This window comes from Cellulomonas sp. 73-92 (assembly GCF_001898175.1).
Lineage (GTDB): Bacteria > Actinomycetota > Actinomycetes > Actinomycetales > Cellulomonadaceae > Cellulomonas.
This window is the reverse complement of record NZ_MKTH01000019.1, coordinates 62,241-75,153: the sequence shown is the minus strand read 5'-3', so window position 1 is coordinate 75,153 and position 12,913 is coordinate 62,241. Positions and strand designations below refer to the sequence as shown.

Here is a 12,913-nt window from a genome sequence, read left to right as displayed (position 1 = left end):
CATGAAGATCCTGCAGCAGCTGGCCGCCGCTGTCGCCACCGTCTCCCTCCTGATCGCCGGCACCGCCGGCTCGGCGTTCGCCGACGACGACCTGTCGCACAAGCGCTCGAGCTTGGAGAACCAGCTGCAGGCCACCGCCAAGCAGCGCGACGACCTGGAGTCCGCGCTGGAGGACCTGTCCGGCGAGCTGGTCCAGACACAAGTCGACCTGCAAGCCGTCCAGGCGCAGATCCCTGCCGCACAGGCCGCGCTCACGCAGGCCACCACGGTGCTGGACGCGGCGATGCGCGACCAGCAGCAGATCGCCGCCCAGTTGGCCGACGCCCGCCAGCAGCAGGCCCAGATCACCGCGCAGGGCGCCCAGGCCGCCGCCGACCAGCAGCGGCTGCGCCAGGAGGTGGCCGCGATGGCCCGGGCGGCGTACCGCGACGGCGGTGGCCTGTCTACGTTGTCCGTGCTGCTGGACGCCAGCAGCAGTCAGGACTTCGTCGACAGCTACACCATGGCGGCCGCCGCCCAACGCGTGCAGGGGCAGGTCTTCGACCAGCTGCGCCAAGCCCAGGCCGACGCCCGCAACCAGGGTGCCCGTCTGGACGCGGTGCAGCAGACGATCAGCTCGCTCAAGCAGCAGGCCGACCAGAAGGTTGCCGAAGCCAACAAGGCGCGGCAGGAGGCCGCCGACGCCAAGGCTCGGCTCGACGACCTGGAACGAGAACAACAGGCCAAGCAGGCTACCGTGCGCAGCCAGATGGCCGAGGCGCAGCGCCAGGTCGACGCGGCCGACGCCTCCACCGCCGCGATGCAGGCCCAGCTGCAGCAGGTCATCGACGCCCAACGTCAGCAGGCCACGGCCAAGAAGTCCAGCACCACCCCCGGGGCGGCGATCGCGGGGGCGCTGTTCGCCAACCCGACCGCCACCAACCCGATGTACGTCACGAGCGAGTACGGGATGCGGCTGCAGCCGGTGTTGGGCATCTACCGGCTGCACGCCGGCATCGACCTGCGCGACCGCTGCAACCAGCCGGTCTACGCCGGCCGGGACGGCACCGTGGTGTGGGCCAAGTACCTGTCCGGGTACGGCAACCAGGTGATGGTCGACCACGGCTGGGTCCAGTCCAAGTCGCTGATGTCCAGCTACAGCCACCTGACCAGCTGGACGGTCGCCCCCGGTCAGCAGGTCAAGGCCGGTCAGGTCGTCGGCTACGCCGGGCAGACCGGTGGGGTGTCCACCGGCTGCCACCTGCACTTCGAGGTCTACGTCAACGGCGCCACCGTCAACCCGCGTGCCTCACTCGGCCTGCCGCCAGCGTAGGGGCACTCGTCGGGTCGGTGGTCACAGCGGGTGCAGCAGTCGGCGCACGAACTGGCGAGTGCGTTCATGTCGTGGGTCGCCGAGCACCTGGCTCGGTGGTCCCAGCTCGGCCACCCTGCCTTGGTCGACGAACGCGACCTGGTGGGCCACGTCCCGGGCGAACTGCAGCTCGTGGGTGACGACCACCATCGTCCAGCCTTCGACCGCCAGGTCGCGCATCAGCGTCAGCACGTCGCCGACCAGCTCGGGGTCGAGGGCGGAGGTCGGCTCGTCGAACAGCAGCAGCCGGGGGTGCAGCGCCAGGGCGCGCAGGATGCCGACGCGCTGCTGCTCGCCGCCGGACAGCTGGGACGGGTAGGCGTCGCGTCGTTCGGCCAGTCCGACCCGGCGCAGCAGCGCCAGCGCCTCCGCCTCGACCTGGGCGCGGGGTCGGCGCTGGACGACCAGCGGACCCTCCGTGATGTTCTGCAACACCGTTCGGTGAGGAAACAGGTTGTGGTGCTGGAACACCATCGCCGAGCGGTCCCGCAGCCGGCCCAGGGCGGTGCGGGACGGACGGCGGGCGAAGTCGACCGCCACCTCCGCGATCTGCACGGTGCCGGCATCGGGGATCTCCAGGCCGTTCAGGCATCGCAGCAGGGTCGTCTTGCCCGAGCCGGACGAGCCGACGACGGCTAGCACCTGGCCGCCGACCACGTCGAGGTCGACCGAGCCCAGCACCTGGCGTGGTCCGAAGCTCTTGGTCAGGCCGCGCACGGTCAGCAGGGGCGGCCCGCTCGTCGGGTCAGTGGGCGACATAACGGTCCAATCGCTTCTCCAGGCGTCCCTGGCCGGCCGACAGCACCAGACAGATCACCCAGTACACGAGGGCTGCCTCCAGGTACAGGAGCATGAACTGCTGGCTGAACGCGGCGACCTGCTGGGCGCGTCGGAACAGCTCGGTGACCAAGATCAGCGAGGCCAGTGAGGTGTCCTTGACCAGGGCGATGAACGTGTTGGACAGCGGCGGGACCGAGACCCGTGCGGCCTGCGGCAGCACGATGCGGGTCAGGGACTGCCGGTGCGACATGCCGATGACGTGGGCGGCCTCCCACTGGCCCTTGGGCACCGACAGGATCGCGGCGCGCACGATCTCGGCGCCGTAGCCGCCGACGTTCAGCGAGAACGCGATGATCGCCGACGGCCACGGGTCGATCACCAGGCCGAGGGACGGCAGGCCGTAGAACACCACGAACAGCTGGACCAGCAGCGGGGTGCCGCGGATCACCGACACGTACGCCCGCCCCGCCCCCGAAAGCACCCGGTGACGCGACAGGCGGGCCAGGGCGACGCCGACCGCCAGCAGCATGCCGCCGGCGAACGAGACGACCGCCAACGGCACGGTGCCGCGCACTGCGCCGAGCGCGATCGGTCCCAGCGATCGGAGCGCCAGGTCCCAGTCCACCGGGGGCATCGGCGCGCCCGCTAGTGGGAGACGTCCTCGCCGAAGAACTCCGTGGAGATCCGGGCGAGGGTGCCGTCAGCGGCTAGCGTGTCCAGCGCCTGGTCGACCGCATCCGTCAGGCTGGTGTCGGACTTGCGGAAGGCGAACGCGGACTGGGACTTCTCGTCGGTCTCGGCGGCGATCTTCAGCCCTGTCGCGCCGGTCTGCTTCTTGTAGTCCAGGAACGTCAGCTTGTCGTTGATGGTGGCGTCCACCCGCTTGGCCTGCAGCAGCGCGACCGCCTGCGCCCACCCTTCGACCCCCTGCACGTTCGCGCCGGAGTTCTGGGCCAGGGTGTACCAGTTGCTGGTCAGCGACTGGGCGGTCGTCTTGCCGGCCAGGGACGCAAACGAGGTGATCGAGTCCTCGTCGTCGCGCACCACGATCACCCCGGTGGATACGGTGTAGGGGGTGGAGAACGAGTAGGTCTGCTGCCGCTGCGGGGTGATGGACACCTGGTTGGCGATCATGTCGAACCGGCTCGCCTCCAGGCCGGCGAAGATCGCGTCCCACTGGGTCTCCTCGAACCGGACGTCGACGCCGAGCTGCTTGCCGACCGCACGCGCGACCTCCACGTCATAGCCGGTCAGGCCACCGGCCCCGTCGGCGTGGTAGGAGAACGGCCGGTACGTGCCCTCGGTGCCGACGACCAGAACGCCGGCAGCTCGGACCTTGGCCAACGACTGGTCGGCTCCGGTGGTGGCGGCGGCGGTCGGAGCCCCGCCCGCCGCCCCGCCGGCGCAGGCAGCCAGCACCAAGGCGGCACCTGCGGCAAGGGCAGCCGAGACGAGCAGACGTCGAGAACTCATGAACGTGCCTTTCAAGCAGAACAGAACGGAAGGGGAGAGGCAGGCGCAGTCGGCACACGCTTCGGCACTCAGGCTTAGGCGAGACGTGCAAAGTGAAGGTGTACGACCCGTCAGCTGCCACCGGAGCGCAACGCTGCGCCCACGGCGGGCCGGGCGGTCAACAGCAGCGCAGACGAAGGCGACGACAACACCGCGTCGCGCTCGCGGCGTTCGCGGGCATCGTCGGGGTGGAGGTCACGCGCACGACGTCCATGCAACCACAACGCTGAGGGGCCCCACGACGCCGCAGCCGTCCACGAGCGGAATCTTGATCCAGTCTTCATCACCACGGTTGCCGGCGGCTTCATCAAACCTTCGTCGCCACCGGCATCGGACCTTCACCCGAGGGCACCAGCATCGAGGGGTGGCCGCAGAACCACTGCAGCACTCGGGCGACGGAGACGACGATGATGGGCTGGCTGGGATGGGGTGTCCCCACGATGTGGATCGGCATGGGCCTGTTCTGGGTCCTGCTGATCGCTGCGATCGTGTGGCTGGTCGTCGAGGTCGACCGGCCCAAGCACTTCCACCAGGCGCCGAACTCGGCGAACGGCTTCGTGCCGGGCGGGCCGATCGGCGGATCGCCGCTGGAGGTCCTCGACCGTCGCCTCGCGACCGGTCAGGTGGACCTGGTCACCTATCAGCAGGTGCGCGCGGCCCTGCTGCAGTCACGCGCCACGCTGTGAGCCATCCGACCACACGGGCAGCCCACCCCGACCGTCGCGGACGCGGACTGCAGGTCGCTGGCCTCGTGACGGCGGTCGCCTTCCTGATGGGCGCCGTCGTCCTGACCATGTCCTGGCGTCCCGACACCCCGACGGGCGCACCCGGCCCGACGTTCGGTCTGGTCCGCGTGCTCGATGACGGCGACGACCAACCGGCCATCGTCCAGGCGCGGCTTCACGCCACCTTCATCGTTCTCCAGCCGGAACTTGACCAAACCCCGGCAGGGTGGACGGAGAAGCGATGGTCAGGCGACGCGGCGCAAGCCGCCCGGGTCCGTCGCCGGGAAGGCGAAGCGATGCACCACTACCCCCCCTCATCGGCACTCGTCGACGGCGCGGCACCCCTGCTGTGCGCCAGCGGGCAGATGGCCTGACCGGGCCCGCACCTTTCGCCGGCGCACATCGCTCGGCGAGAGGACCGCACTGCCTGCTGCTACCGCATGGGACGACACACCGCCACACCGCCGACGCCCGACCAGGGGTGCGCCCGCCATCGACGCGCCGCGCGCCCCGTCCGGCGTCGATTCCCGCTGATCGCGGTGGGCCGCCTCGGCCTGGGGGCCGTCATGCTCGTCACGCTGACGGCGTCGACCCTCAGCAACGGCCCGGCTGGTGCGCAGAGCGCCGCGAATGTGCCCACCCTCAGCACGGTCGAGGCCCTGACGTCGAGTCTCCCGGCGCCGTCCCCCCCTGCTGAGCTCGTCTCGCCGCCACACCATGACGCACAGGACGTCCTGCGGGCGAGCGCCACCTCCGACGAAGTGTCCCGGTCGATGCCGCGCGCCACCTTCCGCACCGACACCGGCGGCACCGTGCAGTGCTCAGGAGTCGTACCCGACATCGGCACCAACGGGCACGTGCCCGACGAGTCACTGTGCGACCTGTGGCAGAAGCCCTACCGCGACCGGGCGGACGCGGTCGTCACGCTCACCAAGCTCAACGACGCCCACACCGCCAAGTTCGGCGAACCCATGTGCCTGACCTCCGGCTACCGAACCTTGGAAGAACAAGCTGCGCTGCGGCGCAAGGAGCCCGGCCTGGCGGCCCCCGCCGGCCTGTCCAACCACGGCTGGGGGCTGGCCGTCGACTTCTGCAAGGAGACCTACACCGGTATTCATGGCACCTGGCTGAGGGCCAACGCTGCCACCTACGACTGGGATAACCCGGCGTGGGCCCGCCGCGGCGGATCCGGCCCGTACGAGCCGTGGCACTGGGAATACGAGACTGGCGTCAACGCGCTCGTCGCCGCCGGACTGGAGAAGTAGCCAGCGTCCCGCGGCTTCGACATGACCGCCAGGGAGGCCACTGCACCACGTGCTCGGATACTCGGCGTGCCTCGACACCCCGACGCGGCGCCGTCAACGCCGAGGCCGTGCGGCGCCCGCTGACCAACGAGGCGCGTCTGCGCGTCAGGTCACCCGGCTACTACGGGCGCCAACCAAGGGCGCTACCAGCACGCCGTCGGCACCGCTTCTAGCCACCCGACCGTCGCTTGGCGATGCGAGGCGACAGTGGATCTAGATTGCATCGTCACGGCGAACCGGCGGCCGCGGCGGCGGGCACAAGCCGGTTGGGGTCGGCAGTCGCCCACAGCGGCGTGGCGGCGGGTGGACCGGGGATCCGCTGGCGGCCGCGGAGCGCCAGCACCAGCAGCACCACGGGGTAGAGCAGGTAGCCGGCGCGGCTCGTCGGGAGCACCAGCATGGCCGCGGTGAGGGCCAGGGCGAGGAACGCGCCGGCCCGGGCCAGCGTCCGGGGCGGGCGGTAGGCGAGCGCCACGAGGAGCGCCAGGACGACGAGCAGCATGAGCGCGTAGCCGGCGAGCTTCGCGGTGGGGCCGCCGTGGGCGAGCAGGACGCCCGGCGTCGGGGAGTCGGCCGGCGACGCGAAGGTGCTGTTCGCCATCGGGAAGCCCGCGGCCTGGGCGAACATCGCGCGAGCGGTGGGCCCGACGAGCACGGGCAGCGAGACGCCGACGACGACCGCGGTGGCGTTGGCGGCGAACCGGCCGGCGTGCCGCCAGCCCCACCGGGCGATGACGAACGCGCCGATCACCGCGACCGCGGGCCATGCGGACGCCTTGAGCGCGCTGGCGACACCGAGGGCTAAGCCGGCCTGCGAGAGGCGGCCGCGGGCGGCGAGGGCCAGCGACAGGGCGAGCAGGCCGACGACCGGCAGGTCATGTCCGCCGACCGAGGCGTGCAGCGCCAGGAACGGGGTAGCCAGGACGGCCCACAGGGCACCTTCGGTGCGCCCGGCGCGGCGCGCCAGGCGGTCGGCGGCGACGAAGCACGCGCAGAAGACGAGCAGGAACCACCAGCGCGGGTCGCCGAGCCCGATGTGCGGGAACACGAGCCGCGGGATGCCGAACAGGGACATCAGCGGCAGGTACGGGTTGACGTCGTAGGTCGTCGTCGGCTGCGCCAGGTAGGGCGACCCGGTGTCGACCAGCAGCCGGGCCGAGCGCTCGACCACGCCGACCTCGGGCTGGGAGATGCCGGCCACGACGAGCACCAGCGTGGGCAGCAGCACCGAGCCGGCGACGGCGATCCGCACCCCGGCGATCGGCCGGCGCGTGCGCAGCGCGGCCACCCCCGCCACCAGGTACCCGGCCGCCGCCAGCAGGCCCCAGATGCGGTGCGCCTGCTGGTCGGTCACCACGGCCATGCCGAGCGCGATGACCGCGCACACGGCGAGCGCGCCCGCCACGCCCAGGTAGGCAGGTGTGCGGTCGAGCCAGGCGACGACCGCTCGTCGTGCCCGGTCAACCGACTGGCTGTACGGCACGGCGATGTCCCCTCCGTTCTGGCTGGTGCGACAAAGGCGACCGTACCGGCATCATCTGAGCGCCCGGGCACGTCCGTTCAAGGGGACGCTGCAGCGCTGGGGTGCCGCATGGCCGGATGTCGTGGCGCACCATCAGCACCGGCGCGCAGTTCGACGCTCGGATGCGGATTGGCGGAGTCCTCCAGGTCTGGATGGTGGGCACGTCGCGAGCGCGACCATGCGCCACGGGAGCACTGGTTCGGCGCGGTTCGCAGCAGGGCTGCGCGCGCCGGGACGGGATTCCACTCGATCCGGCCTGCGAGTTCATCGACCTTGGGTGCACGAGTCGATACCGGTTCGGGGCTGGCGCCGTCGGTGCCCCCCGGACTCTCGCGGGCCGCCGGCCGCTGTCGGAGCGCGGAACGGCAGCAAATCGGCGGATTGCTGCATGTCGCGCACCGGTTGTGCTGGAACGTAGTCCACGGCGCCTGCTGGGGACGTCGCCTATGGCAGCAGCGCCTCGACCGCAGTCGTCAGACCTAGGACGATGACCAGCCCGGTAAGGGCGTAGGTCGTGACCTGGCGGGCCCCTCGCATCCGATACTCGCCGGGAAGCGCCCGGCGTTCCAAGAGGAGCAGGAATCCCAACACGACCGGCAGCAGGATGGCGTTCATGACCTCGACGTCCAATGACAGCGCGACGAGGTTGGGGGCAAGAAGCGCGACGAGAGCACCGGCGAGGATTGCTGCCAATGCGAGGGCGTAGAAGCCCTTGGCCTGCCGTGGTGAGTCGTTCAGGCTGTGTCGCAGGTCCAGCACTTCGGCCATGCCCCACGCTCCGGCGAGGGAGACGACAAGTGCGGCCACGGTGGCAGCGCCGAGCATTCCGAGCCCAAACAGGACAGCCGCACTGCGTTGCCCGAGGAATGGTGTCAGCGCGGCGGCGATCTGACCGATGCTCTCCAGATTCGCACCGGGGCGTGTGGTGCCGATGGTGGCAGCGACGGCGACCAGGACCGCGATCATGACTGCCTGGGTGGCGACGGCGCCCAGCGCGGTGTTCCAGCGGGCCGACCGCAGGACCGTGCGTAGGTCCTTGTCGTGGTCGTCTTTGTCGATGATGGCCTCCTGCTGGTAGAAGACCATCCAGGGCATGATCACGGCGCCGACGTTGGCCGCGAGCAACATGAGGAACTGGCTGTTCGCTTGGACGGGATGGGTCAGACCGCCCCATAGCGCGCTGGGAGCCGGGCGAGCGAGCAAGGCCGCGGGGATGAACAGCAGCTCGAGCGCGCCGATTGCGATGCCGACCGTTTCGATGCGCCGGTATCGCCCGAGCAGGATCAGCGCCGCCAGGGCCATCGCCGGGACCGTGATCGACACCAGTCGTGGCACGCCGACCATGGCGCCGATGCCTGCCAGTCCTGCGAACTCGGTGACCAGGGCGCCCAGGCATGCCAGGAAGAGGGTGCCTGCCGAGAGCAGGGCCCACCGGGCGCCGAAGGTGCGACGGATCAGTGCGCCATGCCCTCGTCCGGTGAGAAGTCCCAGCCGGGCCGTGATCTCTTGCACCAGATAGAGCACGGGGATCAGCACGATCTGCGCCAGGATCAGCTGGTATCCGTAGCGCGCCCCGGACTGAGCCGCAGTGATGAGACTGCCGGCGTCGGTGTCGGCGAGCATGACCATCAGGCCCGGACCGAGCAGCACCCCCATCCAGCGACGACCTGGATGATGCGCGGCCCGCGCCGAGACCGGACGTGCTGCGGATGCGACGTCGAGCGAACGAAGACTCATAGACCGCGCCCGTCTCTTGGCTTAGCTGAGGCTTGCCTTACTGCCCAGCCAGGCCAGGCTGCCAGTCCAGCGCCCGCCCGTTGAGGACTTAGGGCCCGCCGGCCGTGTCGGCCAAGACGTCCGGTTCCGTGGCCTTTCGTGGACGTAGAACCTAGCGGCGGTGGATATCCGCTTGACCCAACTGCCGTGCCGACCAACGAACCGGTCGAGGGGATACCAGCCGGCCGTCCAGGTACGGGACGGGCAGATGATCGCCCTGACGCTAGATGAAGCGTTCGTCGTACCCCGACGGGGAGCCTGCGTCGATCGGGGGACGGGCAGTCGCGCAGTGACGTGCGGGGTGTCAAGTGATGGGTTGCCGCAGACCGCACCTGTTCGACGTGACGGTCTCGATCCGGGTGATGACGGCCGGGCAGGGAGTGCGCTACCTGTTCAGCTCGATAATCGCCGGCGACGGTGACCGTGATGCGACCACGGCTCTGACTCGCTACTACGTCGAGCAGGGCACGCCGCCAGGACGATGGATGGGTCGGGGACTGACGGGCCTGACGGTGACGAGCTCGAGCCCCGTGACCGAGGAGCAGCTTCGTCGCCTCCTCGGCCATGGCCAGGACCCGATGACGGGTGAGCCGTTGGGCCGCCCGTACCGCACGTTCGCTCCCGCGACCGACCGGGTAGCCCGTCGCCTGGCCGCCCTCCCGGGAGACCTGACGGGCGCCGACCATACCCGACAGGTGGCGTGGATCAACGCCGAGGAGGCAGCCAAGGCAATCAGGGTTCCGGTCGCAGGCTTCGACCTGACCTTCTCCGCCCCCAAGTCCCTGTCGAGCCTGTGGGCGGTCGCCGATGGGGGAACCCAGGCGTTGATCGCTCAGGCCCACCATGCCGCGATCGACGACGTGCTGGACCTGATGGAGCGCGAGGTGGCGATGACCCGCGTCGGTGCTGAGGGCATGCGGGGAGCGGTCGCCCAGGTGCAGGTGCGGGGCGTGGTTGCGGCCGCGTTCGACCACTACGACTCCCGGGCGGCGGACCCTCAGCTGCACACGCATGTGGTGGTGGCCAACAGGGTGCAGGCGGTGCGGGACGGCCGGTGGCGGACCCTGGACTCGCGGGCCTTGCACGGGGCGGTGGCGGGGTTGTCGGAGCACTACAACGCGGTGCTGTCCGATCATGTGGCGCGCCTGCTGGGGGTCGGCTGGCAGGCGCGCACCCGGGGGCCGGGGCGGATCACCCGCTGGGAGATCACTGGTGTGCCGCAGGAGCTGATGGACGAGTTCTCCGTCCGCACCCACGACCTGGAGCAGGCCAAGGACCGGCTGGTCAGCGACTACGTGGCCCGCCACGGTCGTGCGCCGTCGCGGGCGGTGCTGTGGCGGATCCGCCAGCAGGCGACCCTGGCGACCCGCCCGCCCAAGGAGACGCATTCGCTGGCCGAGCTGACCGACACCTGGCGCCGGCGGGCCACGACCCTCCTGGGCCGGGACGCGACAGGCTGGGCCAGCCAGGTGCTGGGCGCCGGCACGCAGGAGGCACTGCTGCGCGCCGACGACCTGCCGCTGGAACACTTGCACCAGATCGCGGCCACGGTGCTACAGGAAGTCGGTGACCGCCGCTCGACGTGGCGGCGGTGGAACCTTCATGCCGAAGCGGTGCGGCAGACGATGAGGCTGCGGTTCGGTTCGGCTGGCGACCGGGAGGCGGTGCTGCGGATCATCGTGGAGGCTGCCGAACACGCCTCGCTGCAGCTGACGCCACCCGAGCTGGCGGTCAGCCCGCAGCAGTTTCGCCGCGCGGACGGCTCGAGCGTGTTGCGGCCGAGGGCGTCGATCGTCTACTCCTCGGGCCAGATGCTGGCAGCCGAGGACCGGCTGCGAGCCGCCACCCTGCACCGCACCGCACCGACCGTCTCGGCCGACCTGGTCCAGGACGCCGCCCGACCGTGGGGTCGGCTAGGCGGCGGACTGGCCGGCGACCAGGTCGACGCGATCACCGCGATCGGGGTGTCCGCACGGGTGCTGGACCTGCTGGTCGGACCGGCCGGGACCGGCAAGACGAGGACAATGGCGGCGCTGCGGCGCGCCTGGGAGCAGCGCTACGGCCCGGGGTCGGTGCTCGGGTTGGCGCCGTCGGCCGCCGCCGCCGCCGTGTTGGGCGACGAGCTGGGCATCCCAACGGAGAACACCACCAAGTGGCTGTACGAGCACCGCCGCGGCAACTGGCGGCTGACACCGGGCCAGTTGGTGATCATCGACGAGGCCAGCCTGGCCGGCACCTTCGCACTGGACGCGATCACGACCCACGCCGCCACGGTGGGCGCCAAGGTGCTGCTGGTCGGGGACTGGGCCCAGCTGCAGGCAGTGGACGCCGGCGGAGCGTTCGGCATGCTGGTACGTGAGCGGCCGGACGCCCCACAGCTCGTTGATGTGCGCCGGTTCGGCCACGACTGGGAAAAGCACGCCTCCCTCGGGCTGCGGCTGGGAGACACCGCCGTCATCGACACCTACCTCACCCACAGCCGAGTCCTGGGCGCCGACTACGACACCGTCCTGGACAGCGCCTACCAGGCGTGGCGGGCTGACCAGCGGGCCGGGAAGGTGTCGGTGCTGATCGCCGAGGCGAACCAGACCGTGATCGAGCTCAACCAACGGGCCCGCGCCGACCGGGTCCTGGCCGGCCTGGTCGACGAGGCCGGGGTCCGGCTGCACGACGGCACCCAGGCCGCCCGCGGCGACCTGGTCGTCACCCGCAAGAACGACCGCCGCCTGGCGTTGGGCCGCGGCTGGGTGAAGAACAACGACCGCTGGCAGGTCGTCACCGCCCACACCGACGGGTCCCTGACGGTGCGGCGGGAAGCGTCCCGCTGGCACACCACGCTGCGGCTACCGGCCGACTACGTGGCCAACGACGTCGAGCTCGGCTACGCCATCACCGCCTACCGCGCGCAGGGCGTCACCGTGGACAGCGCCCACACCCTGGTCGCCTCCACCACCATGACCCGCGAGGCCTTCTACGTCGCGATGAGCCGGGGCCGGCAGTCCAACATCGCCTACGTCGCCACCGACGCCCACGACCTGGAGGACCACCAGCGCCGCGACGACCTGGCCATGACCGCCTCGTCGATCCTGTTCGGGATCCTGCAGCACTCCGGTGCCGAGCTGTCCGCCACCGAGACCCTCGTCGCTGAGCAGGACGCCTGGGGGTCGATCCGTCAGCTGGTCGGCGAGTACGACACCATCGCACAGGTCGCCCAGCACGAGCGCTGGCTCGCCCTGCTGCGTGCCGGCGGCCTGGACGAGCCCACCGTGGACGAGCTTGTCACCACCGACTCCTACCCGATCCTGGCCGCCGCGCTACGCCGGCTGGAGGCCGACGGCCACGACGTCGAGCGCCTGCTGCCCCAGGTCGTGCGCGCCGGCGGCCTGGCCGGCGCCCAGGACCTCGGCTCCCTGCTGCGCTACCGGCTCCAGCGGGCCACCAGCCGCTACACCCCGGCTCCACGCCGCCGTCGGCTCATCGCCGGACTGATCCCGCAGGCAACCGGTGTGGCGGACCCGCAACTGCGGGTCGCCCTCGCCCAGCGTGAGCAGCTGATCACCCAACGCGCCGACGCCCTGGCCGCCGCCGCGGCCGCCAACCCCCAGTCCTGGGCGACCCATCTGGGGCCCGTGCCCGCCGACCCGACGGCTGCCGCCCGGTGTCGCCGACAGCTGGCGACGGTGGCCGCCTACCGGGACCGCTGGACCATCACCACCAGCGACCCACTCGGCCCGATCCCCGGCACCGACGCCCAGCGCCTGGACTACGAACGCGCCCGCGCCGCTCTGCGCACCCTCCAGCCGCCCGCCCTCGACGAGGCAGCTGGCCCGTGGCCGGCACCAACCCGCACCACCGCCCGCCCCCCTCTCTAGCGTCAAACCCCGCCAGCCAAGGCCGGCGAGGGTAGTCTGACGGCTGCGGCGGGACGAACAACAGGGCCGAG

The 12,913-nt window shown here is 71.1% G+C and carries 10 protein-coding genes; 5 read left to right on the top strand and 5 right to left on the bottom strand.

All coding sequences use genetic code 11. The features are described 5' to 3' along the window. Position 1 precedes the first annotated feature (1 nt). Positions 2-1,312, top strand: coding sequence for a peptidoglycan DD-metalloendopeptidase family protein (locus BGO37_RS14410; RefSeq protein ID WP_291755945.1), 1,311 nt, complete (start codon positions 2-4; stop codon positions 1,310-1,312). A 21-nt stretch (positions 1,313-1,333) separates the two neighbouring features. On the opposite strand, the gene BGO37_RS14405 is transcribed toward BGO37_RS14410, so the two are convergent. From BGO37_RS14405 to BGO37_RS14395, 3 genes are read right to left on the bottom strand one after another with little or no spacing between them, the layout of a single operon-like run. After that, positions 1,334-2,110 carry an amino acid ABC transporter ATP-binding protein gene (locus tag BGO37_RS14405; RefSeq protein WP_291755943.1) on the bottom strand — a complete coding sequence of 259 codons (777 nt, stop codon included), beginning with the start codon at positions 2,108-2,110 and terminating at the stop codon, positions 1,334-1,336. Further along, positions 2,097-2,756, bottom strand: coding sequence for an amino acid ABC transporter permease (locus BGO37_RS14400; RefSeq protein WP_291755987.1), 660 nt, complete (start codon positions 2,754-2,756; stop codon positions 2,097-2,099). The genes BGO37_RS14405 and BGO37_RS14400 overlap by 14 nt, the downstream gene beginning before the upstream one ends. A gap of 20 nt (positions 2,757-2,776) precedes the next feature. Further along, on the bottom strand, positions 2,777-3,604 hold the full coding sequence (locus BGO37_RS14395) for an amino acid ABC transporter substrate-binding protein (RefSeq protein ID WP_291755941.1): 828 nt from the start codon (positions 3,602-3,604) through the stop codon (positions 2,777-2,779). A gap of 446 nt (positions 3,605-4,050) precedes the next feature. On the opposite strand from BGO37_RS14395, the gene BGO37_RS14390 reads away from it, so the two are divergent. The 3 genes from BGO37_RS14390 to BGO37_RS14380 all read left to right on the top strand — a co-directional run bounded on the left by BGO37_RS14390 (position 4,051) and on the right by BGO37_RS14380 (position 5,633). After that, entirely contained in the window at positions 4,051-4,329 is a 279-nt protein-coding gene (locus BGO37_RS14390) for a hypothetical protein (protein WP_291755938.1), read from the top strand. A 65-nt stretch (positions 4,330-4,394) separates the two neighbouring features. Further along, positions 4,395-4,742, top strand: coding sequence for a hypothetical protein (locus BGO37_RS14385; protein WP_291755935.1), 348 nt, complete (start codon positions 4,395-4,397; stop codon positions 4,740-4,742). A gap of 192 nt (positions 4,743-4,934) precedes the next feature. Continuing rightward, complete coding sequence (locus BGO37_RS14380; protein ID WP_291755932.1) at positions 4,935-5,633, top strand: M15 family metallopeptidase; 699 nt, start codon at positions 4,935-4,937, stop codon at positions 5,631-5,633. 265 nt (positions 5,634-5,898) lie between these two features. On the opposite strand, the gene BGO37_RS14375 is transcribed toward BGO37_RS14380, so the two are convergent. Both BGO37_RS14375 and BGO37_RS14370 read right to left on the bottom strand, forming a co-directional pair. After that, positions 5,899-7,155, bottom strand: a complete 1,257-nt coding sequence (locus BGO37_RS14375; protein WP_291755930.1) for a glycosyltransferase 87 family protein — start codon at positions 7,153-7,155, stop codon at positions 5,899-5,901. 483 nt (positions 7,156-7,638) lie between these two features. Next, a complete protein-coding gene (locus tag BGO37_RS14370; RefSeq protein WP_291755928.1) occupies positions 7,639-8,850 on the bottom strand; it encodes an NRAMP family divalent metal transporter in 1,212 nt (403 codons plus the stop codon). Between the two features lie 461 nt (positions 8,851-9,311). Here BGO37_RS14370 and mobF point away from each other — a divergent pair, with 461 nt between their 5' ends. Further along, complete coding sequence (mobF, locus tag BGO37_RS14365) at positions 9,312-12,842, top strand: MobF family relaxase (protein WP_291755927.1); 3,531 nt, start codon at positions 9,312-9,314, stop codon at positions 12,840-12,842. Positions 12,843-12,913 lie beyond the last annotated feature (71 nt).